Raw genomic sequence first — 24312 nt, 5'->3', positions numbered from 1 at the left:
CGGGGGCGTGAAGGCCCTAAGATGGGAAGACCGTGCAGGCCGTTCTCTACTTCTCCGACAAGCAGGTCCGCGAGAAGCTCTTCTCGTTCGTGGACGCGGCGCAGGGGCTGCTGCTGGTGGCGGGAGTGCGCCACGGCGCGGCGATGACGCGTCCACCGCAGGCGCGCGAGCCCTTCGCGGCGCTGGAGGACCTGTTCGGGCACGTGCTGGCGCAGGTCATCGTGGCGGATGAAGGCACCACGGAAGGCATGTGGCGGGATCCGCTGGGGGACCTGGGCGACCGGCTCTACCCGGACGACAAGAAGCGCGCGTACGCGGCGGCCACGGGCTACGTGCTGCTGGAGGGCGGCAAGCCGCGCGCGGTGGTGCGCAAGCACGCCAGTCCCGCTGAAGACCTGTGGTTCCTCCAGGAGGCCCTGAGCCGCCTGTCTCAGAGCATCCCCGCGCCCGACCCGGAGAAGCGCCCCGGCCACCGCCGCCCCGAGCCCGCGCCCAGGGCCCCGCCCCGATACGGGCCCGCGAGCGACAGCGGAGCACCGGAAGAACCCGCCGACCCCTGGCGCCGCTCCAGCGCCCGCGAAAATGCGTCCGCACGTGACGGCGCCCGCTCCGGCTCCGCCAGGGCCCGTGACGACGGAGCCTCGGGCAGCGGAGGCCGCCAAGGCGCGTCGAGGGCCCGCGCGTGGCAGGCGGACGAAGCCACGCCTCCGCGCGGCAGCCGTGCCGTCGCGGCCGAGCCCGAGACGAAGGACCCCTGGACGGTGCTGGGCATCGAGCGGGGCACCCCCAAGGACGAGGCGCGCAAGGCGTTCCGCACGCTCATCGCGCAATACCACCCGGACAAGGTGGCCCACCTGGCGCCGGAGTTCCACGCGCTCGCGGAACGCCGCACGCGCGAAATCCTGGACGCGTGGGAGGCGCTGGAGCGCGACGCGGGCTAGGGGCTGTCCCTGATTACCGCAGCCAAAGAAGCATGGAAGCAACGTGCAGGACGGCGAGGTAGCTCTTCGCCGTCTTGTCGTAGCGGGTGGCCGCAGCCCGAAAGCGCTTGAGGTCGTGGAAGAAGCACTCCACCCGGTAGCGCAACCGATAGAGGGTGCGGTCCAGCGCAGGCGGTTGCTTCCTGCTGGGATGGGGATGAATGACAGGCGTCATTCCCACCTTCAGAGCGTTGGCGCGAATGCGCTCTGCGTCGTAACCGGTGTCCGCGATGAAGGCCTTGCCCTCGGCGTGCACCAACAACTCCTCGGCCATCGTGGACTCATGTTGCTGGCCGGGCGTTATTTCGAGGTGGAGCGGCTTACCGCCCGCCGTTGTGACGGCGTGAACTTTCGTTGAAAAACCTCCTCGAGAACGCCCCAGAGCATTTCTTCGGACCCCCCTTTTCCGCCCGAGGCGTCCTGATGCGCCCGGACGACGGAAGCGTCTGCCAGCGAGCCGAGCTCATCCACCGGAAGTCGCAGGGCCTTGAAGATGGCTTCCCAGCGCCCGGCTTGCGCCCAGCGGTGGAAGCGGTTGTAGACGGTCTTCCAGTGGCCGAATCGCTCCGGAAGGTCCCGCCATTGCACCCCAGTCTTCACGCGCCAGATAACGGCGTTGATGAAGTCGCGGTCTCCTCGCTTCGAGGGTGGGCCGCTCCGCGAGCCCAGCAAGGGCTTGATGCGGCTCCACTCGGCATCGCTCAGTTCATGTCGGCGCACAGCCAGCGTTGATCATGCCTGACGCTGGCTGGCAACCTCCTGGTGCCCCTCAAGGCCGGGTCCAACGCCGGTGTTTGATCCACCAGGTTGATTTTCGGACCGGAGATCAGGGACAGCCCCTAGTGCACCGTGCGGCGCGGCTTCGTTCGCGCGGAGCGCTTCAGCCGGGCTTCCAGGTAGTCCTTCAACACCACGGCGTTGTTGTGCTCGGTGTCGCGGGCTCCGTAGAGCAGGGTGACGCGGCCCTGGCGCGCGGCCTCGAGCAACGGCTCCCACGCGTCGTGGTGCGCGTCCAACTCGCGGGTGTACCGGCGCCGGAACTCGTCCCAGCGCGCCACGTCGTGGGCGAACCACCGCCGCAGCTCCGTGCTGGGCCCCACGTCACGGGGCCAGCCGTCCAGGTGGAGGTCCACCTTCTTGCGCCCCCGTGGCCACAGCCGGTCCACCAGGAAGCGGGTCCCCGCCCGAGGGTCCGAGCCGTGCTCGTCATAAACGCGCTGGAGTCGAATCATCGTCGCGAGCCTCCGAAAGGACACGCTGCCCACGCGAGGCGCTCGCGGGAAGCACCCGGCGGGGACGCGGCGGCCCGCTTCTCAGGTCACCAGCGCGGGAGTCGGTGCGTCCAGCCGGAAGCGCGCGATGAGCGGCACGTGGTCGGACAGGCCGTGGAAGCGGCTGGTCAGGTCTCCGAAGGGCCGCGTCTCCGCCGTGTCCAGCCAGCTCACGCCGCCACCGGAGAACAGGTGGTCCAGGTGCATGCGCATGTGCATGAAGCCCGCGGTGGGGAAGGCTCGGGACAGGGTCGGGTTGATCTGCCCCACCGACGCCTGCGCGCACGTCAGGTGCGCATCCCCCGTGAGATAGCGGAACACCGGCGACGACGGCGGCGAGTTGAAGTCCCCGCACACCACGAACGGCTCCTCCTTCGCGTGCAACCCGATGAAGCCCGTGAGCTTCTTCGCCTCGTGGAGTTGGTTGACGCCGCCGCCCATCTTGTCGCGCGTGGCCCAGAACTCGCGGGCGAACGGCGTGGGCAGGCTCAGGTGCGTGTTGAAGACGTGGAACGCGCGCTGGTCCGCGCGGCGGATGACGCGCATGTGCGCGCAGATGCGGCTCTGCTTGCGCTCCTTGAGGCCCTGCACGTGGTGGTGCGTGATGTGCTCCGGCGCCTCCACGTTGTGGCGGTCCACCTGGAGCGTGCGCGTGTTGACGAGCATCGCCAGCCCCGTCGTGTACAGCGACAGCTCCCCCACCTTGTAGTGGTGCGCGCGGAAGTAGAACGCCTCGTAGGGCATCACCCTCCCCTGGAGGGCGAACGTCTCCTCCACACGCTCCATGAAGGCTTCCAGCTGCGTCTCACCCGGGCGTGTGGGCCGGTGGACGATGTTGCTGCGCAGCGAGGAGGTCTCCACCTCCTGGAGGCAGACGACGTCCGGCAGCGGGTCCAGGGTGGCCAGGGCGGCTGCCACCCGGCGCTTGGGGCCCAGGGTGCTCGCGAGCCCCCTCAGCATGTGGCCGAAGTAGCGGACGTTGTATGTGACGATGCGCAGCGCTGACGGCTCCATGTCCGGACGCCACCTCCCCATGCCTCGCGGCGAAAAATGGGAAGCCCCGCGACAAACGTCCAGGGCTCCCCACTCTCTTCACCATGGGATGCGTCGGCGCCATCCGCGATGTGCCAACAAGCGGACGCAGGGCTCGTCCGCCTGCCTGCTCACGGAGCGGGCTTCACCCGCACCATCGTGTCCAGCAGGTGCTCCAGCGCGCGGTCGGGGTCGTCACACAGGCCTGCGTGCACGGGGCCCGTCTGGAGCATCGTGCTCCGCGGCGCCACCAGCCAGTGCCAGCGCTCCTTCTGCGGCAGCCGTCCAATGGGCCCCGCGTCCTTCCCGCCCACGCACACGCGGCGGAAGCTCTCCAGGTGGCCGCCGAGCAGCTCCACGTCCGCGTCCGGCGACAGCGCCTTCAGCCGCGCCACGTCCAGCTCCACGCGCGCCCCCAGGAAGCGGTGCTGCACACAGAAGAGGACGACACCCACGTTGATGAACTCCTCGCGCTCCACGCGAGGCACCAGCCGGATGATGGCGTAATCAAACGAGCTGGGCGTGGGCACGCGTCGCCTCCTCGATGAACGCCGGCGCCGCGTCCAGCCTGCGCATCAGCCACGTCACGTACGCCGCGCGGTGCTCCGCCGTGGACGCGAACGCGGGCTCCTGGCCCAGCCACGCCTCCGGAATCGAACCCACGATGCGCTCCACCACCTCCCGCGTCACGCGCTCGCGCAGCAGGTCCCCGGCCTCCGCCAGCCCGTGCGCCCACGGCAGCAGCACGTGGTCCTTGATGGGCGCGAACCGCGTCTGGCTGCGCTCCTCCCACCCGTCCCACGAGTGGTGGAAGTACATCGCCGCCCCGTGGTCGATGAGCCAGAGGTTGCGGTGCCACACCAGGAGGTTCGGGTTCTTCGGCGTGCGGTCCACGTTCGTCACGAACGCGTCGAACGCCACGATGGCGGACGCCACCTGCGCCTCCGGCACCGGCACCGCCAGCGGATCGAACGTCACCGAGCGCGGCAGGTAGTCCAGCGCCAGGTTCAACCCCGCGCTCGACTTGAGCAGCTCGCGGATTTCACTGTCCGGCTCATTGCGCCCCAGTGACACGTCCAGCTCCACGAACACCAGCTCCGGCACCCGCAGGCCCAGCACGCGAGCAATCTCCCCCGCCAACAGCTCCGCGATGAGCGCCTTGGCCCCCTGGCCCGCCCCACGGAACTTCACGACATAGAGCCCCGCGTCGTTCGCCTCCACGATGGCGGGCAAGGAGCCCCCTTCGCGCAAGGGCGTCACGTAGCGCGTGGCGGTGACCGTCCTGAGCATCACTCGTCCTCGACAGTTCCCGGGCACTCCGGGGGTGGCGGCTGTACCACGGCCCTGCCCGACGGGGGAAACACCCTACACCTGACGGCGCTTCCCCTCGCGCGCCGCCAATTCAGTTGCGCGCAATTTAATTGCGCACTACATATTCCCCATGTCGACGGATGACTTCCTCCGGCTGGACCTGCAGTTGTGCTTCCCGCTCTACGCGGCGTCGCGCGCGATGGTGCAGGCCTACACGCCGCTGCTGGCGAAGCTGGGGCTCACCTATCCGCAGTACCTGGTGATGCTGGTGCTCTGGGAGACGGATGGGGTGTCGGTGAAGGAGCTGGGGGAGAAGCTGTACCTGGACTCGGGGACGCTCACGCCGCTGCTCAAGCGGCTGGAGACGCTGGGCTTCGTACGCCGCGAGCGCTCCAAGGAAGACGCGCGGTCGGTGACGGTGTCGCTCACCGCGCCGGGAAAGGCCCTGCGCCGCAAGGCCGCGTCCATCCCGGAGGCCATCGTCTGTCGCACAGGCCTTTCACTGGAGGAACTGGCGCGGCTGCGCCGGGACATCCAGCGGTTGTTCGAGAAGGTTTCACGCAGCGCTTGAGACACACGCGGTTTCCACTCACGACGTCACGAAGGAGCAACACCATGGCCCCGGTCCAGATCTCGCCGCTCTACTCCACCACCGCCATCACGCACGGCGGCCGCAACGGCAAGCTGCTCCTGGAGAACAGCCCGCTGAACGGCCTGGAGCTGGCCATGCCGAAGCAGCTGGGCGGCTCCGGCAAGGAGACGGCCACCAACCCCGAGCAGCTCTTCGCCGCGGGCTTCTCCTCCTGCTTCGAGAGCGCGCTGCGCCTGGTCGCGGGCAAGGCCGGCAAGAAGCTGGATGAGAAGGCCGGCGTGAAGGCCACCGTCACCATCGGCAAGACGCCCGAGGGCGGCTTCGGCCTGGCGGTGGAGCTCACGGGCATCCTCCCGGGCATCCCCCGCGAGGAGGCGCAGCAGCTGATGGAGGCGGCCCACCAGGTGTGCCCGTACTCCAACGCCACGCGCGGCAACATCGAGGTGAAGGTCTCCGTCGCGGAGTAGTCCTTCACGCACCCGGAGGCAGGGCTAGACCTTGCCTGCCTCCACCACGCGCACCGTCTCCGCGCCGTCGAAGCGCGCCTCGAAGATGGGCAGTCCGTTGGCCAGGCTCTTGAGCGTGTGGCCCAGCTGCGCGGCGGCGAGCGCGTTCATCTCCGTGCGCAGCGGCTCCACCTGGTGCGGCTCCACCTTCACCCATCTGGGAAGGCGCCGGAAGAACTCCACGTAGTGGTCGCGGTGCTTCGCCGCCACCTGCGGGTGCGCGACGAACACCTGCTTGGGCCCCACGGACGGAGACACCAGCGGGATGGACGTCATGTCCCAGAACTCCTCCTCCACGAACACCTGCAACACCGCCGCTTCGTCGTGCTCTCCGGAGAGCACGACGAACTCCAGCTCCGGCACGCCCTGCCAGCGCAGGTCGTGGAACGCGCGCAGGAACGCGCGCACCAGGTCCGGCCGCACGCCGTAGTCCTGGGGCCGCGTGAGCATCAGCTTCAGGTGGCCGCAGCCCAGGTGCGCGGGCTCCAGCAGCTGCTCCATCACCACGGGCCGCGCGTCCACGGGCGGGTGGTCCACGAACGCGTGCCAGCCCGCTTCGTCGTCCTGGCCCGGCTGGCGGTGGCCGGACAGGCGCGGATCCGCCGCGAGCGCGTCGACCAGCTTCCCCCACGCGAGCGTGTCCGTGTGCATGTAGAAGCGGCCGAACACCTCCAGCTCCTGGAAGAGGAGCTCCTCCACCGTCGTGTCATCGAACCGGGCGCCGGTGATGTTCTCCACGGCGGCCAGCGCCACGAGGAACTCGCCCGCGTCGCCGCCGGGCGTGCCGATGACACCCTGCTCGTCACGGCCGTCCACGCACGAGCGGCGTCCCATCATCAGCAGCGCGGACAGCCGCGCCCAGCGCACCTGGCTGGGGTCGCCCACGTGCCGCTCGATGTGCTCTTTCCGCAGCGGCCCCGTGGTGGGCCCTTCCTCCGTCGCGAAGCTGGGCGTGGTGAGGCCGCGCTCGAGGATGGTCGTGCGACGGCTGGTGGAGTAGCCCGCCGTGCGCCACCCAATCATGCCGCCGGCCAGCGCGGCCACGTACTGCATGCCCAGCGCGTGCAGGTACTGCGCGCCCAGCCCTGCCCGCCGGCCGCTGTGGGACACGAGCACCACGGGCACGTCCGGACCCAGCTGCTGGTACACCTCCGCGATGCGCTCCAGCGGCACCCAGAGCGAGCCCGGGATGTGACCCATCATCCCCGTGAGGTCCTCCTTCTCACGGATGTCGATGACGCGGATGGCCCGGCCCTGCTCGGCGACGAACTGCACCGGCACCCGGGGCGTCATCGCGCCGCTGGCGCGCAGCTCCGCCTTCCACTTGCGCTGGAAGATGACGGAATTCGCAGGAGCCGAGGGCTCAGGTGGCGGAGTCGCCATGCGTGCTCGCGGTGGAGGCTGGCAGGAGCGCCAGCAGGTTGTTCTGGATGTTCTGGCAGATGGTGTCGAGCGGCAGGTCGTTGTCGTCCGTGCCGAAGGGGTCTTCAATCTCGACGCCAATCTCCTCGATACCAAAGAAGACATACGCGACGACGAACGTGGCCACGACTGTCACCCAGCCAAAAGTGTCCACCAGCGCGAAGGGCAGGGTGAAGCAGTAGAGGATGAGCGCGCGGCGCAGGTGCACCATGTACGCGAAGGGCATGGGCGTGCGGTGGATGCGCTCACAACCTCCCAGGTAGTCGATGAGCTGGTGGACGTTCTGGTCCAGCTGCATCTGGACGTACTCGGGATAGAGGCCCTGGCGGCGGCCCTCGTCCAGCACGGCGGTCATCCGGCGGGCCACGTTGAGGGGCACGTGCTGGGCCTTGAGAACGTCCGCCACCTCTCCGGAGGGCAGGGCGTCCGTGTGGGGGCCCAGGTGCCGCTGCTGGCCGCGCAGCCACCCGGCGGTGGCGAAGGGGAACGCGGCCGTCCAGCGCACCAGCGTGGCGTACAGCTCCGTGCGGCCCAGGAAGGGCTCCGACGCGCGGACCAGGTTGCGCGTCTCGTTGACGATGCCGCCCCACAGCTTCCGGCCTTCCCAGAAGCGGTCATAGGAGGCGTTGGTGCGGAACACGAGCAGGAGGCTCAGCGACATGCCCGCCAGCGTGTGCACCGTCGGGGGCACGCCCACGTTGTGCACCTGCTGGTGGAAGACCACCACGGCCGCGGCCCAGACAACGCACATCAACACTCGGCCGACGATCTCCTTCACCATCGAACCGCGCAGGTAGTGGAAGTAGCTCCACCAGCGATGCGGGTCATACTCAACCATGTAGGGGATACCCTCCGGGACGGGGGGCGCATGCTAACCACACCGCGACGCGTCGCGAGCAGTGCTTTGCGAGATTGCGGATGCCGGACGTTTCGGGTGATGGCCGGGTGTCGGGGGCTTCAGCTAAGGAGGAAGACGGTCTGTCCACTCCCTCGTCAAGGAGGCGTCTTCCATGCGCCGTCATCTCACGCCCCTGCTGGTGTTCCTCGCCGCCACGGCGAGCGGTTGCAGCTTCCTGCGCACGGACGTCCTCCTGGACACGCTCAATGCCCCGGACTCGCCGGAGCCGAAGGACCAGCCGCTCCGGGTGGCGGCGGTGGAGCGCGTGGCGGGGCTGACGCGCGCGCAGCTGACGGACTCCTATGTGGACCCGGCGCGCGCGGGCGCGTGGATGGAGGCGCTGGGCGCGTCTCCGGAGGCCGTGCTGGACATGTCGGCGTGCCTGGTCCAGCACGCGGGCAACGACACGGCGTCCTGCTATGAGAACGCCGAGCGCGCGGGCTACGTCGACCGGACGGTGAGGGCGGCGGCGTGGGGCGTGCCGCTGCCGGTGCAGTCCTTCTCCGCGGCGGCGGCGGCCGAGGAGGAGGTGGACGCGCAGCGCTTCCTCTCGAACGCGATGGGCATTGGCCCGTCGCTCGCGGCGTTGCAGCAGTCGCTGGAGGTACCGCTGACGCGCGAGGTGCTCGCGCAGGGCATCCAGCGGGGCGCGGCATCCGCGGCGGCGTACGTGCGGGCGCGTTCGTGGCGCCGCGACCTGCAACGGCCCAGCAACGCGGTGGTGCTGAGCGGCGGTGGGGCGAACGGAGCGTTCAGCGCGGGGGCCATGTGGCGGCTGTTGGGCATCCTGGAGCAGTGCCGGGGCAAGCCCGAGCCGGAGGGGTGCGGCGACGCGCGAATCGACCTGGCGGCGGGGACGAGCACGGGCGCGCTCATCAGCACGCTGGTGGACCTGTTCCACACGCCGGGACAGGAGGCGAACGCGCGGCGGCTCCTGCTGGGCAACTACACGTGCACGGTGGAGTCGGACCTGTACTGCGTGAACTCCACGTGGCTGTGGAACCTGGCGGATGACACGCGGGGCCTGGTGAAGTTCGACGGCGTCTACGCGAAGCTGGATCAGTTCATCCATCCGGAGATGCTGCACAACGGCACGGAGCTGGTGTCGGTGTCGGTGGACTTCCAGACAGGCGACGTGTTCGGCGTGAGCGACCAGGATCCGGCGGACTTCAAGCCGGGCGCGTCGGACAAGCAGCGCAAGGGCGGGATGGTGCACGCCATCGTGGCGTCCATCGCGGAGCCGGTGCTGTCGAACCCGGCGGTCAGGCTGCCGTCGGCGACCGGTGACCGCACGGGGACGTACTACGACGGCGGCGTGCGCTCCGGGCTCCCGCTGCTCCAGGCGGTGCAGCGTGGAGCGGAGCGCGTGCTGGTGATTTCGACGGGAGGGATGAACCCGTCACCGTCGATGGATCCGAAGAACGCGATGAGCGTGCTGATGCGCACCATCGATTTGTTCGTGGCGCAGCCGCGCGTGGCGGAGGTGCAGCAGGCGGAGCTGCTCGCGGTGACGCGCCGGCTGGGCGAGTACAACGTCTGCACGCTGCGCGGCGCGACGGAGGACTTCTGCCGCCGCAAGGGCACGGGCTTCCATCCGCGGATGGTGGGGCCGGGGGCGGGGCAGGCGGTGTGGATGGGCTCGGCGCGCTTCGACCAGGTGGCGAGCAGCTGGCGCAGCACGTGGATGTTCAAGCCGGAGACGGGGCTGGCGACGGCGAGCGGCTACTCGTTCACGCCGGAGGTGATGCAGCCGCTCTTCGTAGCGGGCGTGGAGTCCATGCAGAAGCGCTGCAAGGAAGTGCTGTCCCTCTTCGACATCCAGGGCACGCTGGCGGCGCAGGAGTGCGCGCGCCAACTGGTGGAGGTGGCGGACGAGGCGCGCGAGGCGCTCCCGTCCGTGGCGCAGTGCCGCGCGGACAAGCCGGAGCGCCGCACGTGTGACTGACGCGCGCTACCTGCCGCCGTCGATGACCCACTTGCCCCAGCCGCCGAGCGCGGTCCCGTCCTCGGGCACGCGCTTGCCCTTCGGCGGGGCGCGGTAGACGGCGTCCGCGAGCGGGATGAAGCGGGCCTCGTCCGCGAGCCCGTTCAGCGCGGCGCCCCAGGGGTCGGCGGCGTAGGTGGTGACCTGCACGCGGCGCTCGGCGCCCTCGCCCGCGGGCGCTTCGAGGACGAAGGCGGGGATGGGGTGCTGGGCGACGGTGAACGTCTCCCGGCGCGGCGGCGCGGTGCCGGCGGCGACGGGGGGCCACTGCTGCGGCTGGCTGACGGCTTCGCTGACGGCGTGGAGGAGGGCCTCTTCCAGGGGCTGGGCTTCCGCGTCGCGGAAGTCGGCGCAGGGGGCGTCGCCGGTGGGGCCGGTCCATTCCTTGCGAAGGACGAAGCCGCGCTCGGCGCCCAGGCAGACGCGGCGCACGGAGGACGTGCCGGAGAGGTCCTGGCGCACGTCGTACCAGGTGCCCGGGCCCCAGGGCCGCTCGAGCACGGGCACGGTGCTCGCGGCATCGGAGCCCTGGCGGAAGGACACGAGCGTGAGCTGCTGGCTGCCGCTGGCGCCGAAGCCGGAGAGCGTGGTGCTGGCGTCGAGCAGCCCATGGGTGAGGTACAGCGGGCCGGGCTCATTGGCGTAGAGGCGGTTCTGGAGGGGGCCGTCGCTGGGGCGGCGGTCGTCCAGGAAGCGGCGGGCATCCCAGGTGCGCCCGGCGGCGGTGGTCTGTTCGGCGGAGCGCTGGCCGCGGTGTTCTTCCTTCCAGGGCTGCGTCTCCTCCATGCGCATGGGCAGCACGCGGGGCTGGGAGAGGCGAGGGTGGGCCAGGGGCCTGCCCTGATCATCCGTGAAGGTGACGGTGAGCCACGCCCACGGTGCCTGGACGGCGATGACCTCCAGCGTGACATGGCCGGCCACGCCCACGCCGGTGTCCGCGCCGGGGCGGCCCCGGTGGGCGGAGAAGGCGTACTCCACGCGGTCGCCCACGCGGGCGCGCTGCCACGGTGAGGGCGTGGCGGTGGTGTCGGGGGCGCCTGCGTCCAGCACGGAGGCCTCGGTCGGAGCGGAGGCGTCGGGCTGCTCGGTGGCGGTGGCGGTGGTGCCGTCGGAGGGGGAGACGGCACGGGGCTTCATGCTCTCGCAGCCCGTGGTCAGCAGGAGCGCGGAGCACAGCAGGAAGGGGGCGCGGAAGAGGGGGCGTCGCATGCGGTCGTTAGATACACGGAGCCCCGCGCGGATCCGCGTGGACGGTGTCCGCATGCGCGGCGTCAACGTGCGCTGGTCGACAGCTCGGGGGACTCCAGCCACGTGCCCCAACGGATGAGCCGGCTGTCGGAGCGGTATTCACGCGCTCCTCCATCAGACTGTCGGTACACCCCTTCCGAGAGCCGGTCGAAGCGCACCTCCATGGGTAGCCCCTGGAGAACGGGGCTCCACAGGTCCGTGGGATAGCTCCTGGACCGCATCCAGGAGGCGCCACCGTTTTGAGGAGCAGGGGCTTCTTCGAGGTACGCCACCACGGACGCTTGTCCCAGTTGGACCCGCACCTTCCTGGGGAGCGGGGCTCCGTAGTCACGAGGCGGCCAGGTGGGAATGTAGACGGAGTCGTTGACGAGGTGGATCAACGCATCCTCCAACGCAACGACCTCCGCGCCCTGGAAGTCTTCGCACCGGACTTCGTCCCGCGGTTTTTCCAAAACCTTGCGCAGCAAATAGCCCTGTTCCGCGCCAAGACAGACACGCTTCCTGACGTCACCCCAACTGGCGCGCTCCTGTGTCTCGTACCAGGTGCCCGGTCCCCAGGGCTGGTCCATGCCTGGAGGGCGCCCTCCGGAGGTGCCTGAGCCCCGCTGGAATGACACGAGCGCGAGGCGGTGGTGGCTCATCGTGAAGAAGCCACCGGAGAAGGAGACTTCGAGGAGCCCTCGCGTGAGATAGAGCGGGCCTGGAGGCTCCGCGTAGATTCGATGTTGTGTAGGACCGTCCCCCATGGATTCGTCACGGGAGGTGCGCTGTGCCAGCCAACGATGACCGGCGGCGAAGGCCCGGATGCGAACGGGAACGCTTCCCTCGATGCCTGGGGGCGGATGCGCCGGGGCTTGTCCCATCCGCACGGGCAATACGTAGTCGTGGCTCAGGAACGGATGCGGATGGGGCTGTCCGTCATTGCGCGTGACCCGGATGGAGAGCCAGACCCAGGGCGACTGGACGGAAATGACCTCCACGAAGAGCTGGCCCGCTGAAGCGCTGGACCCCCGGCTGGACCCCCCCTGGGCGTAGAAGGCGTACTCCACGCGGTCACCCACGCGTGCGTCCTGCCAGGTGGTGGGAACCTGGACCGAGGTGTCCTCCGTCACATGACGCCTGGCCGTCCCGCAGCCCATGAGCAAGGCCAGGGTCCCCATGGCCCACGCGATGAATCCCTGGTGGAAAGACTGTCGTTGCATCTGGTGGATGCCCCCTGTCTGCCATTGGCGCACGGATCGGCTTCCGGCGCTACTCCACTGAGATCTCCCGGTAGACCACGTCACTGGGGCCCAGCTGGTTCACGGTGTCGACGAAGCGCTCGGAGACGACGATGCGGGTGGTCTCTTCCACTCCGAAGAGGTCGAGGTCCGTGGGGATGGATGCACTGAGCAGCCAGCGCTCCGGTGGAAGCGAGAATCCATGGCGCCCGCAGTAATCGCAGGTGGGCACCCGGTCCCGGTCCTGGATGCACGCGGGATGCAGCTTCACCAGGGGGCGCGCTTCCAGCTCGTATTGCGGCAGCTCCTTCGTGCGGCGGTTCCGCAGCTCCGCCCGGACCGGGATGATGCCTTTCAGCCTGGCCTCTTGAATCGCGGCGAGCGTGTCCTCACGCACGAGGACCTGCCACGAAGGCAGGGCGGTGACGGGTCCGAACCGGCCTATTGCCGTGCCCACCAGTGGGCCGAACATGCATCCCGGCTCAAGCTGGAGTTCTGGAGGAACAAAGGGGCGCACAAGAGCTGCGCGCCGTTGATACTCCTCGCGAGTCTGCGGCCAGCCGCTCTTCAGTTCATCCTTCTCGGGCAGGGCGGACAGGTCCACTGACGGATACGCCGTCATTCCTCCCCAGGCGTCACATCGCGGGCAGAGGATGCTTGGCAGAGCCCAGCGGCGCTCAGCGCGGTACGACCCACTCCAGTGGAAGTTATCCAGATCCCGTGGTGTGGATACCTCGAAGTAGCGCACCTGTCAGTCCTCCACCGATATGGGCGCGAGGTCCACCTGCTGCCAATAGGTCATGGTCAATCCAAAGAGACCGTACTTCTGAATCATCAGGGAGGCGTGGTCGAAGTGCTGTACCCGATCCCGTGTGCGTCCCTGGTCCTCAATGAAGTCTCGCCAGTCCTGGTTCCAGGGTCCGCCATTTGCTCCACGGTGGATGCGTTTGTGCAGGTCCGCATCAATGGCGATGACGTATTGGTGGATGTCGATGTTCTTGTTGACGAAGTGCCCTTTGAACGCCTGCGGGAAGATGTGGTGCCGCTCCTTGGGCCGTTTCGCCCACTCCTCCAGGGCCTTCTGCCGCTTCACCTCGCTGGGCAGCTTCTCGCGCGGATACCAGCGGAACACCATGACGGGCATCGCATCGCCCGGCAGCCCTTGCGCACTGCCCCACGTCCGCTGGGGCCCGCTCCCCGGTGCCACGAACACCGGAGGCGCGAGCGAGGTTCGAGCGCGCACCACGCGGCCCGGCTCCAGGTCCTCGCACCGGAACAGCGCGCAGGTTCCGTCCACGCACCAGGGCGCGAGGCACTGGTCCTCGTCCCCGTCCGCGCATTCACTTCCAGTCTCCGCCTCCGCCCACAAGGCCTCCGGCGAGAACGCCGGAGCGGATGACGTCGACGCACAGCTCCAGAGCAGCCCTACCAGCAGCCAGCACAGTTCGCGCATGCATCCCCCGGGAATGACGCTCCGTGGAGCATGCCAGGGTCGCCACCCCCACCCGGAGTGGAACCCCATCCCCCGGCGCTGCTAGACCATGGCCCACAGTCCCACCGCACCTGGAGCCCCACGCATGCCTTCGCCTCTGTCCATCCGCCGTGTCGTCCTCTACAAACACGGCGTCGGCTACTTCGAGCGCCGGGGGAAGGTGACCGGCAGCGAGACCGCGCACCTGGACTTCAAGGCGCGCGACATGAACGACGTGCTCAAGTCCATGACCGTGCTGGACCTGAACGGCGGCTCCGTGTCCGCCGTGAGCTACGACTCCACCAAGCCCCTGGAGCAGCTCCTCTCCGAAGCCACCATCCGCATCCCCGAACACGGCAGCCTCACCGCGCTGCTCGGCCAGGTGAAGGGCGCCCGCGTCCGCGCCCGCGTCGGCGGCGCGCAGGTGGAGGGCGCCATCGTCGGTCTGGAATCGCTGCCCGTCGTCCAGGGGGAAGCCAGCGTCGTGCGCCCCTTCCTCACGCTGCTCGTCGGCGCGTCGCTGCGCACCTTCGACGTGCTGGAATTGGGCGAGCTGGAGTTCCTCGACGAGGCCGTGCGCAAGGACCTGGAGTTCTACCTGGCCACCGTCATGTCCTCGTACAAGAAGGACTCCAAGCGGCTGTCCATCCTCACCGCCGGAGAGGGCTCGCGCGAGCTGTTCGTCAGCTACGTGCTGGAGTCCCCCGTGTGGAAGACCAGCTACCGCATCCTCCTGGACGAAGGACAACCGCCCCTCCTCCAGGGCTGGGCCATGGTGGACAACACCGGTGACGAGGACTGGGTGGACGTGGAGCTGTCCCTCATCGCCGGCCTGCCCGTGTCCTTCGTCCACGACCTCTACAACCCCCGCTACCTGCGCCGCCCCGTCGTGGAGGTGCGCTCGGAGACCGGCGTCGCGCCCGTCATCCCCGAGGAGGCCTACGAGAGCGCCGCCGAGCCCCTGATGGAGTCGGCGGACGACGGCTCCTTCGGCTCCGCGGACATGGCGTCCACCATCATGCCCGCCATGGCCGCGGCCCCCGCTCCCGCCCCCCGCATGATGCGGAGCAAGGGCGGCCCGATGATTGGCGGCAGCGGACGCGGCGGCATGCGCGAGGCGCTGGAGCAGAGCACCGCGGTGACGACGCTGACCAAGGAGGTGGGTGACCTCTTCGAGTACGGCGTGGACCGCCCCGTCACCGTGCACCGCAACCAGAGCGCGCTCGTCCCCATCGTGCACCGCCCCTTCGAGGGCCGCCGCGTGCTGCTCTACAACCGCGCCACGCGTGAGAAGAACCCGATGGCCTGCATCGAGTTCAAGAACACCACCGGCCTCACGCTGGAGGGCGGTCCCGTCACCATCACGGAGGAAGAGACCTACGTGGGCGAGGCGATGCTCGACACGCTCAAGCCCGACGACGTGCGCTTCGTCCCCTACGCCGTGGAGCTGTCCTGCACCATGTCCGTGGAGGAGGACCAGGAGGACGGCCCGGTGTTCCGCGCGCGGCTCAACCGGGGCACCCTGGTGGTGGAGTTCTTCCACCAGCGCCGCACCAAGGTCCTCGCGCGCAACAAGGCGAAGCGCCCCCAGGTGCTCTTCGTGGAGCACCCGCGCACCGGCTGGGAACTGAAGGACACGGCCACCCCCGCGGAGACCACGGATGGCTTCTGGCGCTTCAAGCGCGAGCTGGCCCCGGGCACCTCCGACACGCTCGTCATCACCGAGCGCACCAAGGGCCACCGTCAGTACTACCTCGGCAACCTGGGGCTGGAGGAGGTGACGTTCTTCCTCGACTCGCGCTTCATCGACCCGCGCGTCGCCCAGGCGCTGCGCGACGTGGTGGCCATGCGCGAGAAGCAGTCGAACGTCGCCCGCGACCTCCAGCGCCTCAACGACGAGCGCACCCAGCTCTTCAAGGACCAGGAGCGGATCCGCTCCAACATCGACTCGCTCAAGAGCGGTGCGTCCCAACGCGAGCTGGTGGAGCGCTTCGTCACCAAGCTCAACGCGCAGGAGGACCGGCTGGAGAGCATCGGCCGGGAGCTGGAGCGACTCGAGCAGGAGCGCACCCGCCTGCAGGCGGAGACGAACCAGCGCATCGAGTCGCTCTCCTACGAGGCGGACCTGTAGCTACTTCGCGTCCGCGCGGAACACCTCGCGGCCCGCGACCACCGTCAGCCGGACCTGCGCGGTGAGCAGGTCCGCCGGGGGCGCGTCCACGGGGTCCACCGACAGCGCCACGAAGTCCGCGTCCATGCCCGGCTTCAGCTGGCCGCGCTGGGCTTCCGCGAAGGACGCGTAGGCCGCGCCCACCGTGAAGCCCTCCAGCGCCTCCTCACCGCTGAGGCGCTGGTCCGGGTGCCACCCGCCCGGAGGCTGGCCGCTGGCATCCTGCCGCGTGCGCGCCGCGTACAGCCCCGCGAGCACGTCCGGCCGCTCCACCGGGAAGTCGCTGCCCAGCGCCAGCACGGCGCCCGCGGCCTTCAGCTTCTGCCACGCGTAGGCGTTCTGGATGCGCTCCGCGCCCACGCGCTTCTCCGCCCAGGGCATGTCGCTGGTGGCGTGCGTGGGCTGCACGCTCGCGATGAAGCCGTTCGCGCCCAGGCGCTGGATGTCCTCGGCCGTCATGATCTGCGCGTGCTCCACGCGGGGGCGCGCGGCCTTCGTCCCCGTGGCAGCCAGCTCGCGCGACAGCGTGTCCAGGAGCAGCGTGTTGGCGCGGTCGCCAATCGCATGCGTCGCCACCTGGAAGCCGCGGCCCACGAAGGCGTGCACGCGCAAGGCGTACTCCTCCGGGGACAACAGCAGCAGGCCGCGGTGGCCGGGCTCGTCGCTGTAGGCCGCGCCCAGCGCCGCGCCCCGGCTGCCCAGCGCGCCGTCCAGGGTGAGCTTCACCGCGCGCATCGTCAGGAGCTTGCCCTGGAAGGGGCCGTCCTTCAGGTACTGCACGCGGTCGTCCGTCTGGCCATCCGCCATGGCGTAGACGCGCAGGGGCAGGGTGCCCGCCTTGTCCCAGGCCTGGAACAGCTGGAACGTGCGCAGGTCCATGCCCGCGTCATGCACGCCGGTGAGGCCCACGCGCGCGCAGTGCTCCAGCGCGGCCCGCATGCGCGCCTCGTGCTGCTCCCGCGTGGGCAGGGGCAGCGCCTTCAGCGCCAGGTCCATGGCGTTGTCGATGAGCACGCCGCTGGGGTCGCCCTCCGGCAGCCGCAGGATGCTGCCACCCTGCGGATCCTTCGTGTCGCGGGTGATGTTCGCGCGCTTCAGCGCCGCGCCGTTGAGCCACAGCGCGTGCCCGTCGATGCGCCACAGCACCACGGGCGTGTCCTTCAGGTGCTCGCCCATGTCCGCGACGGTGGGGAAGCGCGGCGTGTCCCAGTCGTTCTGGTCCCACCCCTGACCCACCAGCCAGTCGCCCTGGTACGCGGTGGCGGGGGCCTTCTCCAGCCGCTGGCGCACCTCCGCCAGGGACGCGGTGCCCTCCAGCCGCACACCCGCGAGCGCCTGGCCCAGCCCCGCCAGGTGGCCGTGCGAGTCCGTGAGGCCCGGGACCACCGTCGCGTCACCCAGCTCCACCACGCGCGCGGTGGCGCCCGCGGCGGCGAGCACCTCCTCACGCGTGCCCACGGCCAGCACCTTGCCGTCCCGCACGGCGAGCGCCTGGGCGTCCGGCTTCGCGGCATTCAGCGTGCGGATGCGCCTGGCCACGTACACCGTGGGCGCGTCCGCGACCGCCTGCTCCGCGGGCGCTCCCTCTGGCACGCGCCGCGAACAGCCCGCGCCCGCACACAGGACCAGCGCCCCCAGCATCCAACCGAGACGTCCTCGCATCATCCGCGCACCCGCCATGACCGTTCGCCCGGGCAGGAAAGTCCCGGGACATCGCGCGGCACTCTGACGCACGCCCCTCGCGACGGCCAGTCCCGCGAGTCACCGGTGCCTAGCGCCCCACGCGCAGCGTGTATGTGTAATCAATGGGCGCGCCGAAGGGCGCCAGGGCCTGCACGCGCACCACGTGCTCCCCCGGGGCGAGCTGGAGCATCAGCCACCACCCGTCCGTCACGCCGCGCTGCTCGCCTCCCACGAGGCACGGGTCTGGAATCTTCCCCACGAGGCTGGGGTCCGCGTCGAAGGTGAACAGGCCGCTGGTGTGACGGTGACGGCGGGTGTCCACGCGCCGGCCATCCACGGTGACCACCAGGTCCTGCGTGCCATTGTTGAAGTCGATGGCGCCCTGGCGGAGGAAGGCCTCCAGTGACTGGCCCGGCGCCGGTTCGAAGGACGGGTCGGGGCACGGATAGTCATTGATGATGACCCACAGCGGCACCAGCACGGGCCGGTTCCGAGGGACGCGGCAGGTGCGCTGGTACGTGGTGTCCAGGTCGTACGTGGGGACGAAGTAGACCGGGCCGTCCTGGTCCTCGTCGCAGTCCTGCTCCAGCCGCAGCATGGGGCTGCGGTCCGCCGGCACGCGGAAGTGCCAGCGGTACCACTCCTTCGCCCATGCGGTGATGGGCCGGCCGTACACGCGGGCACTCGGTGGCAGCACCACCGCGCCCCAGCTCCGCGCTTCCAGTGCTTCATCGGAAGAGGCGGCGGGATCCGCCGTCACCTCGTCTGGCATTGCGTCCGGCGCGCAACCCATGAGCCATCCCGTGAGCACCGCCACCGCGATGATGTGCGTCTGCATGTGTGGACCCCTCCTTGAGAAGAGGGCTCCAAACTACGGATGCACGGGCGCGCGGGATTGTACGTGCTTGCGCGGTCCACGCCCCGCGTGCGCCGCGGCCCGGTACTCGCCAGGCGTGACGCCGAGGGTGCGGCCGAAGTGCTTGATGAGGTGACTCTGGTCCGTGAACCCGGCCGCGAGCGCCACCTCCGCCATGGGCAGCGGCCCCGCCAGCAACTCCTGCGCGAGCCGCAGCCGCAGGGCCCGCTGGAACACCTGCGGCGTCTGTCCGAACTGACGGTGGAACGCGCGCACCAGGTGCCACGGGCTGAGCCCCGCGACGCGCGCGAGCATCTCCAGGGAGAGGTTGCGCGTGGGATGTGCCTCCAGCAGCTCGCGCGCCCGCTTCACGCCCTGCGCGCACTGGGGCGCCCGCCGCCGGTGGGGCAGGCTCGCGTGCCGGCGCAGCAGCGCCATCAGCAATCCCAGCAGCCGCTCCTCGCGCTCCAGGTGGGAGACGCCGCCGCCCTTCAGCGCGTCGAAGGTGACGGTGAAGCGCTCCAGCAGGGCTGCGTCCTTAAGCACGGGAGACGTGAAGCCGGGCAGGGTGCCCGGGGGCGCCCCGGTCTCCTCCGCCGCGCGGATGAGCAGCGGGGGCGGGATGTAGAGGATGCGATACGCCCACCCGACGCTCGGGTCCGCTTCTCGGCCTTCGTGCATCTCTCCAGGAGGCACGACCAGGAAGCTGCCCACCGAGGCCACCACCCGCTGCCCTTGCAGGTACAGCGACTCCGCGCCCGCATCATAGGCGCACAGCGAGAAGGCATCGTGCGAGTGCTTGGGAAAGGTCCATCGGGTGTATGCCGCCCGGTGAAGCTCCAGCCCTGGCACCTCCGGGGTCACCCAGAAGCCGTCCCTCTGCTTCGTGCGTCGCATGGCTCCCCCCGCTGGCGTGCGCCCTTCCAGGGGAGGGAACGCACGGTGGGTGAAAGCATATCGGACGGGCCAGGACACGCGGCCCTGGAGGGCGTATGGAGCAACGGGTGAGCACTGTCACCCCTCGCGGCATCTGCTTCGACCTGGACGGCACGCTGGTGGATTCGCTGCCGGACATCATCGACAGCTTCCTCCACGGCTTCACGCACCATGGTCTGCCCGCGCCCTCCGTCTCGGAGGTGCGCGCGCTCATCGGCCAGCCACTGGAAGCCATGTACACGCGCTTCGCGCCCGAGCACGCCACCACGCTCTGCGTGGCCTACCGCGAGCACTATCCGCTGAACTTCCACCGGCGCTCCCGGCCCTTCCCCGGCGTGGAGCGCGTCCTGCGCACGCTGCGCGAACGGGGCTACCTGCTCGCCGTCGCCACCACCAAGCGCGGCGACATGGCGCGGCGCTTCGTGGACGCGATGGGGCTGGGCGGCCTGCTGCACCACGTGCAGGGCACGGATGGCTTCCCGCACAAGCCCGCGCCGGACGTCATCCACCACGCCCTGAAGGCGCTGGGCACCGGCGGCCTGTGGATGGTGGGTGACACCACGCTGGACCTGCGCGCGGGCCAGGCCGCGGGCCTCAAGACCTACGCCGTCACCTGGGGCACGCACGCCCACGAGGAGCTGGCCACCGCCACCCCGGACGACCTCCAGCCGGACCTGGAGCGGCTGCTGCACCACCTGCCGCCGCTCGTCTGAGCCCAATGACACTCAGTGCTGCGTGCGCGGGTGCAGCGCCTGCACCTGGCGCACCTGCTGGCGGCTGTTGAGCGGCAGGGCCGGCAGCGTGAGCTGATCCAACTCACGCGGGCCGATGAGCTGCACCACGTCCTTGCGGAAGAGCAGGTCCAGCGTCCAGCCCATGGCCACGCGCACCTTCGTCTCCAGCTTCGGCAGCTTGAACAGGTAGATGGTGCGCCAGAGCACCCACGCGAAGGTGCCGGAGAACTTCAGCCCCAGGATGCGCGCCACGCCCGAGCGCTGGCCAATCGTCGCCAGCTGCCCCAGCATCCGGTAGCGGAACGGCTTCCCCGGCTGACCCTTCAGCGCCGCGCACACGTTGCGCGCCACCGTCACGCCCTGACGGAGTGCGTGCTGCGCGGTGGGCGGGCAGGGCTTGCCTCCGTTGGTGACGTCCGGCACCGACGCGCAGTCGCCCAGGGCCCAGACGCCCGGGAAGCCGGGCACCTCCATGCGCTCGTTCACCTTGAGCCGCCCGCGCTCCTTCTCGCACGGCAGCGTGCACAGCAGGGACGGCGGCGTGACGCCCGCGGTCCACACCACCGTCTTGGTGGGCACCACCGTGCCGTCCGGCAGCTCCACGCCCGCCGCGGTCACGTCCCTCACGTGGACGCCGGTGCGCACCTCGATGCCGTGCTCGATGAGCTTCTTGCGCGTGTACGCGCCCAGGTCCTCACCCAGCTCCGGCAGCACCTCCTTGCCGCCATGCACCAGCATCACGCGCACGTTGGCGTGCTGGATGTTGGGATAGAAGGGCAGGGCGCCGTGGATGAAGTCGTTGATGGCGCCCGCCGTCTCCACGCCCGCGAAGCCGCCGCCCACCACCACGAAGGTGACGATGGCGTTGCGTGCGCCCGTGGCGATGCAGTCCGCGTCCGCCTCCTCCAACCGGTCGACCAGGCAGTTGCGCAGGAGCATCGCGTCGCCCAGCGTCTTCATGGTCAGCGTGTAGTCGCGCGGGCCCGGCTTGCCGAAGAAGTTCGTCTCCGAGCCCATGGCCAGCACCACGAAGTCATACTCCAGCGTGTGGCTGTGGCCGTCCAGCCCGCCGTGCGCCACCGTGACCCGCTTGGACTCCAGGTCCAGCCCGCTGACGTCGCCCTCCACGAACGTCATGCGCGGCAGCAGCTTGCGCAGCGAGATGACGATGGCGGTCGCGTTCAGGTCGCTCGCCGCCACCTCGTGGAGCATGGGCGTGAAGAGGAAGAAGTTGTCGCGGCTGACGAGCGTCACCTCCACGTCGTCCCGCTTCCCCAGCAGCCGCTCCAGGTGCAGCGCCGCGTACATCCCCGCGAAGCCGCCCCCCAGGATGAGCACCCGCTTGCGTGGCGGCGGCGCGTCCACGCAGAGCCCTTCCGACTTCCCGTCCGCTCCCATGCCCGCCTCCTCACGGCGCGAAGAGCACCATCCCCCAATGTCGGGGCGCCCTGTCGCATCCGCATCCCGGGCCGGCGCGGGCCTGTCCGCCCGCTCGCCTTACTACGGGTGGTTCGGGTGCATCCGGTGCCGCCACGTCGTGCGCTGTGACGTGTAGCGGGGGTTCTCGAAGAGTTTGATCAACACCATGCCCGCCACGAACCCGCCGATGTGCGCCCATACGGCAACGCCGCCGGACACCTCCGGCCGCAGCGTCATCAATTGCGGCAGGCCGGTGATGACCTGGAGCACGAACCACCACACCAGCACGGCCCACGCGGGGATGGGGAAGACGCGGATGAGGATGAAGATGATGAACAGCATGTTCACGCGCACGCGCGGATAGAGCACCAGGTACGCGCCCAGCACGCCCGCGATGGCGCCGGACGCGCCCACCGTGGGCACCGGCGACGTGGGGTCCACCGCCACGTGCGCCGCCGCCGCCACCAGCCCGCACACCAGGTAGAAGACGAGGAAGCGCAAGCGCCCCATGCTGTCCTCGATGTTGTTTCCGAAGACCCAGAAGAACAGCACGTTGCCCAAGAGGTGCCCCCAGCCGCCGTGCAGGAACATGGACGTGAGCGGCGTGAGGCGGTTGATGGCCTCGTTGTCCACCACGCACGCCAGCCCGTCCCCCAGCGGCACCGCCTGTCCCAGCGGCGCGCGGCCGGTGAGCTCCCCGGGCACCATGCCCAGCTCGCAGATGCTGGTGGCCAGCGCCACCACGTTGAAGCCCGCGCCCTGGAAGAACACCCAGGTGAGCCCCAGGGTCGCGAGCAGGAGGTACGTCATCACCGGGGTGCGCAGGGTCGGGTTGTCGTCGCTGATGGGAATCATGTCCGCCCGCAAGCATGGCCCCGCCCCCGGCCCCCCGGACGGCCTCGTGCGCGCGGATGTGCGACGCCGGACGCATCACCGGAAGGCGGCCGGGCTCTAGCCAAATGAAGGTTGCCTGCTGGGGGTAACCCTCTTTCGGACGGGCCCGGACTTGGCTTCCAGGCCCGCGCCGGGCGAAATTCCGCAGCCGTCTTCCCTTTCATGGAGTCCGGAGCAATGAATCCCTCGAAATCGTCCCGCGCCTCGGCGCTGCTCGTGGTGTCCGCCCTCGCCCTCGCTTTCAGCAGCGGCTGCGCCGCGCGCCGTCAGCAGTCGTACCTGGAGGACAAGGCCATGGGCCACGTCTACCGCAAGCCCATCGCGGAGGTGTGGCCGGCGGCCCTGGCCCTGGTCAAGGAGAAGGGCTTCTCCGTGACGAACGCGCAGACCGGCTTCGAGACCACGACGGAGTGGCTGATGACCAGCGCTCCCTCCTCGCTGGGCACCTCCTACGCGCGCTACCTGGTGCGCGGCTTCGAGCGGGGGCCCGGCCAGTGCGCGGTGGAGTTCCGCCGCCAGGACCGCTCCGAATCCCGCGCCGCCGACAGCACCGACGGGCGCGCCAATGAGCAGAGGGAGGGCGTGAACGGCGCCGGCAACTCCCAGATGCGGCGCGACTCCGAGCTGGAGTGGGAGCTGCTCCAGAAGGTGGACCCCGACGCCGCCTCCGCCCTCAAGGCCGAGGCGAAGAAGATCGAGTAGCCCCGCCGCACCGTGGGAAGGCCCGCCGCCCGCGCGACACCGGACGTCAGTCGCGCAGCGGCAGCTCCACGGTGAGGCCGTCGAAAGCCACCTCCACCGGGCCCTTGAACGCCTCACGCGCCTGCGTGAGCAGCCGTCCGGGGTCGGTGTCGTGGCGGCTGGACAGGTGGGTGAGGATGAGCCGCTTCGCTCCCGCCTCCCGCGCCACCTGGGCCGCCTCCCGCGCGGTGGAGTGCCGCGTCTCCTGCGCGCGCGCCTGCTCGTCGTCGGAGAAGGTGGACTCGTGCACCAGCAGGTCCGCGTCCTTCGCCGCCTGCACCAGCGCCGGGCACGGCCGCGTGTCACCGGAAATCACCAGCCGCCGCCCGGACCGCGACTCGCCCAGCACGTCCTCCGGCTTCACCACGCGCCCATCCGGCAGCGTGATGGACTCGCCCTTCTGCAGCTTGCCGAAGGACGGTCCCTCCGGCACGCCCAGCTCCCGCGCCTTCTCCAGGTGGAACCTCCCCGGGCGGCCGTCCTCCGCCAGCACGTAGCCCAGCGCGTGGATGCGGTGGTCCACGCCCACCGCCTGCACGGTGTAGCCATTGCGGCGCACCGTGTCCCCGTCCTTCAGTTCGTGGATCTCCACCGGGAAGGCCAGCGACTCCAGCCCCAGGTGCACGGCCTGGTGCAGCAGCCGGCGCGCGGGAGGAGGCCCGTACAGGTGCATGGGCGCGGTGCGGCCCATCATCCCCAGCGTGCGCAAGAAGCCGATGATTCCCAGGTAGTGGTCGGCGTGGAAGTGCGTGAAGAACGCCGCGTCCACGGTGAAGCCCGTGCCGAAGCGCACCATCTGCCGCTGGGTGCCCTCACCACAGTCGAACAGGAGCAGGTCCGCGTCCGCCTTCACCGCCAGGCCGGAGAGGCCTCGATGCAGCGTGGGCTGTGCGGCGGAGGTGCCGAGGAAGGTGAGCCTCAGTAGGGACATGCCAGCGCTTCCC

23 protein-coding genes and 1 pseudogene are annotated in these 24312 nt (G+C 69.9%); 7 read left to right on the top strand and 17 right to left on the bottom strand.

Annotated elements, in window-relative coordinates; all coding sequences use genetic code 11:
• Positions 1 to 32: 32 nt before the first annotated feature.
• A complete protein-coding gene (locus tag D7X30_RS09150; RefSeq protein WP_120562441.1) occupies positions 33 to 941 on the top strand; it encodes a J domain-containing protein in 909 nt (302 codons plus the stop codon).
• 13 nt (positions 942 to 954) lie between these two features.
• Here the strand turns inward: D7X30_RS09150 and D7X30_RS42725 are convergent.
• The 5 genes and pseudogenes from D7X30_RS42725 to D7X30_RS09120 all read right to left on the bottom strand — a co-directional run.
• A pseudogene (locus tag D7X30_RS42725) lies at positions 955 to 1673 on the bottom strand (IS5 family transposase); the annotation flags it as partial.
• A gap of 146 nt (positions 1674 to 1819) precedes the next feature.
• Positions 1820 to 2212 carry a DUF488 domain-containing protein gene (locus D7X30_RS09135; RefSeq protein WP_120562438.1) on the bottom strand — a complete coding sequence of 131 codons (393 nt, stop codon included), beginning with the start codon at positions 2210 to 2212 and terminating at the stop codon, positions 1820 to 1822.
• 81 nt (positions 2213 to 2293) lie between these two features.
• Positions 2294 to 3265, bottom strand: coding sequence for an endonuclease/exonuclease/phosphatase family protein (locus D7X30_RS09130; RefSeq protein WP_120562437.1), 972 nt, complete (start codon positions 3263 to 3265; stop codon positions 2294 to 2296).
• 149 nt (positions 3266 to 3414) lie between these two features.
• A complete protein-coding gene (locus D7X30_RS09125; protein WP_120562436.1) occupies positions 3415 to 3813 on the bottom strand; it encodes a DUF3037 domain-containing protein in 399 nt (132 codons plus the stop codon).
• On the bottom strand, positions 3791 to 4573 hold the full coding sequence (locus D7X30_RS09120; RefSeq protein WP_120562435.1) for a HipA family kinase: 783 nt from the start codon (positions 4571 to 4573) through the stop codon (positions 3791 to 3793). Before D7X30_RS09120 ends, D7X30_RS09125 begins: the two co-directional genes overlap by 23 nt.
• Before the next feature lie 151 nt (positions 4574 to 4724).
• On the opposite strand from D7X30_RS09120, the gene D7X30_RS09115 reads away from it, so the two are divergent.
• Together D7X30_RS09115 and D7X30_RS09110 are read left to right on the top strand one after the other, a co-directional pair.
• A complete protein-coding gene (locus D7X30_RS09115) occupies positions 4725 to 5165 on the top strand; it encodes a MarR family winged helix-turn-helix transcriptional regulator (RefSeq protein WP_120562434.1) in 441 nt (146 codons plus the stop codon).
• Positions 5166 to 5209: 44 nt separating this feature from the next.
• A complete protein-coding gene (locus D7X30_RS09110) occupies positions 5210 to 5653 on the top strand; it encodes an organic hydroperoxide resistance protein (RefSeq protein WP_120562433.1) in 444 nt (147 codons plus the stop codon).
• A 24-nt stretch (positions 5654 to 5677) separates the two neighbouring features.
• Here D7X30_RS09110 and D7X30_RS09105 read toward each other — a convergent pair whose 3' ends face one another.
• Positions 5678 to 7075: a rhodanese-like domain-containing protein gene (locus D7X30_RS09105; RefSeq protein ID WP_120562432.1), complete on the bottom strand. Its 1398-nt coding sequence runs from the start codon at positions 7073 to 7075 to the stop codon at positions 5678 to 5680.
• A complete protein-coding gene (locus tag D7X30_RS09100; RefSeq protein ID WP_120562431.1) occupies positions 7056 to 7952 on the bottom strand; it encodes a bestrophin family protein in 897 nt (298 codons plus the stop codon). The genes D7X30_RS09105 and D7X30_RS09100 overlap by 20 nt, the downstream gene beginning before the upstream one ends.
• A 172-nt stretch (positions 7953 to 8124) precedes the next feature.
• On the opposite strand from D7X30_RS09100, the gene D7X30_RS09095 reads away from it, so the two are divergent.
• Positions 8125 to 9957 carry a patatin-like phospholipase family protein gene (locus tag D7X30_RS09095; RefSeq protein WP_120562430.1) on the top strand — a complete coding sequence of 611 codons (1833 nt, stop codon included), beginning with the start codon at positions 8125 to 8127 and terminating at the stop codon, positions 9955 to 9957.
• Between the two features lie 6 nt (positions 9958 to 9963).
• Here the strand turns inward: D7X30_RS09095 and D7X30_RS09090 are convergent, their stop codons facing one another.
• The 4 genes from D7X30_RS09090 to D7X30_RS09075 form a co-directional block, all read right to left on the bottom strand.
• On the bottom strand, positions 9964 to 11205 hold the full coding sequence (locus D7X30_RS09090; RefSeq protein ID WP_120562429.1) for a DUF6068 family protein: 1242 nt from the start codon (positions 11203 to 11205) through the stop codon (positions 9964 to 9966).
• Positions 11206 to 11267: 62 nt separating this feature from the next.
• Positions 11268 to 12446, bottom strand: coding sequence for a DUF6068 family protein (locus D7X30_RS09085; RefSeq protein WP_147443144.1), 1179 nt, complete (start codon positions 12444 to 12446; stop codon positions 11268 to 11270).
• A 49-nt stretch (positions 12447 to 12495) separates the two neighbouring features.
• The gene (locus D7X30_RS09080; RefSeq protein WP_120562427.1) at positions 12496 to 13212 is read right to left on the bottom strand and encodes a double-CXXCG motif protein; all 717 of its coding nucleotides are present in this window, start codon (positions 13210 to 13212) and stop codon (positions 12496 to 12498) included.
• 3 nt (positions 13213 to 13215) lie between these two features.
• The gene (locus tag D7X30_RS09075; RefSeq protein ID WP_120562426.1) at positions 13216 to 13917 is read right to left on the bottom strand and encodes a TIGR02269 family lipoprotein; all 702 of its coding nucleotides are present in this window, start codon (positions 13915 to 13917) and stop codon (positions 13216 to 13218) included.
• A 124-nt stretch (positions 13918 to 14041) separates the two neighbouring features.
• Here D7X30_RS09075 and D7X30_RS09070 point away from each other — a divergent pair, with 124 nt between their 5' ends.
• Entirely contained in the window at positions 14042 to 16066 is a 2025-nt protein-coding gene (locus D7X30_RS09070) for a hypothetical protein (RefSeq protein ID WP_120562425.1), read from the top strand.
• On the opposite strand, the gene D7X30_RS09065 is transcribed toward D7X30_RS09070, so the two are convergent.
• From D7X30_RS09065 to D7X30_RS09055, 3 genes are all read right to left on the bottom strand, one after another.
• Positions 16067 to 17770 (bottom strand): amidohydrolase, encoded by a 1704-nt coding sequence (locus D7X30_RS09065; protein ID WP_370051375.1) that lies wholly within the window; start codon positions 17768 to 17770, stop codon positions 16067 to 16069. It lies immediately after the preceding gene.
• Between the two features lie 106 nt (positions 17771 to 17876).
• The gene (locus D7X30_RS09060; protein WP_120562423.1) at positions 17877 to 18626 is read right to left on the bottom strand and encodes a hypothetical protein; all 750 of its coding nucleotides are present in this window, start codon (positions 18624 to 18626) and stop codon (positions 17877 to 17879) included.
• 33 nt (positions 18627 to 18659) lie between these two features.
• Positions 18660 to 19541 (bottom strand): AraC family transcriptional regulator, encoded by an 882-nt coding sequence (locus tag D7X30_RS09055; protein ID WP_120562422.1) that lies wholly within the window; start codon positions 19539 to 19541, stop codon positions 18660 to 18662.
• 95 nt (positions 19542 to 19636) lie between these two features.
• Between D7X30_RS09055 and D7X30_RS09050 the strand changes: the two genes are divergently transcribed.
• The gene (locus D7X30_RS09050; RefSeq protein WP_370037912.1) at positions 19637 to 20293 is read left to right on the top strand and encodes an HAD family hydrolase; all 657 of its coding nucleotides are present in this window, start codon (positions 19637 to 19639) and stop codon (positions 20291 to 20293) included.
• Between the two features lie 12 nt (positions 20294 to 20305).
• Here the strand turns inward: D7X30_RS09050 and D7X30_RS09045 are convergent, their stop codons facing one another.
• Both D7X30_RS09045 and D7X30_RS09040 read right to left on the bottom strand, forming a co-directional pair.
• A complete protein-coding gene (locus D7X30_RS09045; RefSeq protein ID WP_120562421.1) occupies positions 20306 to 21712 on the bottom strand; it encodes an NAD(P)/FAD-dependent oxidoreductase in 1407 nt (468 codons plus the stop codon).
• A 102-nt stretch (positions 21713 to 21814) separates the two neighbouring features.
• A complete protein-coding gene (locus D7X30_RS09040) occupies positions 21815 to 22588 on the bottom strand; it encodes a rhomboid family intramembrane serine protease (RefSeq protein WP_120562420.1) in 774 nt (257 codons plus the stop codon).
• 216 nt (positions 22589 to 22804) lie between these two features.
• On the opposite strand from D7X30_RS09040, the gene D7X30_RS09035 reads away from it, so the two are divergent.
• Positions 22805 to 23329, top strand: coding sequence for a hypothetical protein (locus tag D7X30_RS09035; RefSeq protein WP_120562419.1), 525 nt, complete (start codon positions 22805 to 22807; stop codon positions 23327 to 23329).
• 46 nt (positions 23330 to 23375) lie between these two features.
• On the opposite strand, the gene rnz is transcribed toward D7X30_RS09035, so the two are convergent.
• The gene (gene rnz, locus D7X30_RS09030) at positions 23376 to 24299 is read right to left on the bottom strand and encodes a ribonuclease Z (RefSeq protein ID WP_120562418.1); all 924 of its coding nucleotides are present in this window, start codon (positions 24297 to 24299) and stop codon (positions 23376 to 23378) included.
• Positions 24300 to 24312: the final 13 nt, after the last annotated feature.

This window comes from Corallococcus sp. AB011P (genome assembly GCF_003611605.1).
In the GTDB taxonomy this organism is placed as follows: Bacteria; Myxococcota; Myxococcia; order Myxococcales; family Myxococcaceae; genus Corallococcus; species Corallococcus coralloides.
Note: the sequence above shows the minus strand (reverse complement) of the source record. Positions and strands in the feature narration are given on the sequence as shown.

Bases quoted from the DNA above. Each gene is read 5' to 3' on its own strand.
- D7X30_RS09135 (WP_120562438.1), bottom strand. From the start codon at position 2,212: ATGATTCGACTCCAGCGCGTTTATGACGAGCACGGCTCGGACCCTCGG.
- D7X30_RS09130 (WP_120562437.1), bottom strand. From the start codon at position 3,265: ATGGAGCCGTCAGCGCTGCGCATCGTCACATACAACGTCCGCTACTTC.
- D7X30_RS09120 (WP_120562435.1), bottom strand. From the start codon at position 4,573: ATGCTCAGGACGGTCACCGCCACGCGCTACGTGACGCCCTTGCGCGAA.
- D7X30_RS09115 (WP_120562434.1), top strand. From the start codon at position 4,725: ATGTCGACGGATGACTTCCTCCGGCTGGACCTGCAGTTGTGCTTCCCG.
- D7X30_RS09110 (WP_120562433.1), top strand. From the start codon at position 5,210: ATGGCCCCGGTCCAGATCTCGCCGCTCTACTCCACCACCGCCATCACG.
- D7X30_RS09105 (WP_120562432.1), bottom strand. From the start codon at position 7,075: ATGGCGACTCCGCCACCTGAGCCCTCGGCTCCTGCGAATTCCGTCATC.
- D7X30_RS09100 (WP_120562431.1), bottom strand. From the start codon at position 7,952: ATGGTTGAGTATGACCCGCATCGCTGGTGGAGCTACTTCCACTACCTG.
- D7X30_RS09095 (WP_120562430.1), top strand. From the start codon at position 8,125: ATGCGCCGTCATCTCACGCCCCTGCTGGTGTTCCTCGCCGCCACGGCG.
- D7X30_RS09090 (WP_120562429.1), bottom strand. From the start codon at position 11,205: ATGCGACGCCCCCTCTTCCGCGCCCCCTTCCTGCTGTGCTCCGCGCTC.
- D7X30_RS09085 (WP_147443144.1), bottom strand. From the start codon at position 12,446: ATGCAACGACAGTCTTTCCACCAGGGATTCATCGCGTGGGCCATGGGG.
- D7X30_RS09075 (WP_120562426.1), bottom strand. From the start codon at position 13,917: ATGCGCGAACTGTGCTGGCTGCTGGTAGGGCTGCTCTGGAGCTGTGCG.
- D7X30_RS09070 (WP_120562425.1), top strand. From the start codon at position 14,042: ATGCCTTCGCCTCTGTCCATCCGCCGTGTCGTCCTCTACAAACACGGC.
- D7X30_RS09065 (WP_370051375.1), bottom strand. From the start codon at position 17,770: ATGATGCGAGGACGTCTCGGTTGGATGCTGGGGGCGCTGGTCCTGTGT.
- D7X30_RS09060 (WP_120562423.1), bottom strand. From the start codon at position 18,626: ATGCAGACGCACATCATCGCGGTGGCGGTGCTCACGGGATGGCTCATG.
- D7X30_RS09055 (WP_120562422.1), bottom strand. From the start codon at position 19,541: ATGCGACGCACGAAGCAGAGGGACGGCTTCTGGGTGACCCCGGAGGTG.
- D7X30_RS09050 (WP_370037912.1), top strand. From the start codon at position 19,637: ATGGAGCAACGGGTGAGCACTGTCACCCCTCGCGGCATCTGCTTCGAC.
- D7X30_RS09045 (WP_120562421.1), bottom strand. From the start codon at position 21,712: ATGGGAGCGGACGGGAAGTCGGAAGGGCTCTGCGTGGACGCGCCGCCG.
- D7X30_RS09040 (WP_120562420.1), bottom strand. From the start codon at position 22,588: ATGATTCCCATCAGCGACGACAACCCGACCCTGCGCACCCCGGTGATG.
- D7X30_RS09035 (WP_120562419.1), top strand. From the start codon at position 22,805: ATGAATCCCTCGAAATCGTCCCGCGCCTCGGCGCTGCTCGTGGTGTCC.
- rnz (WP_120562418.1), bottom strand. From the start codon at position 24,299: ATGTCCCTACTGAGGCTCACCTTCCTCGGCACCTCCGCCGCACAGCCC.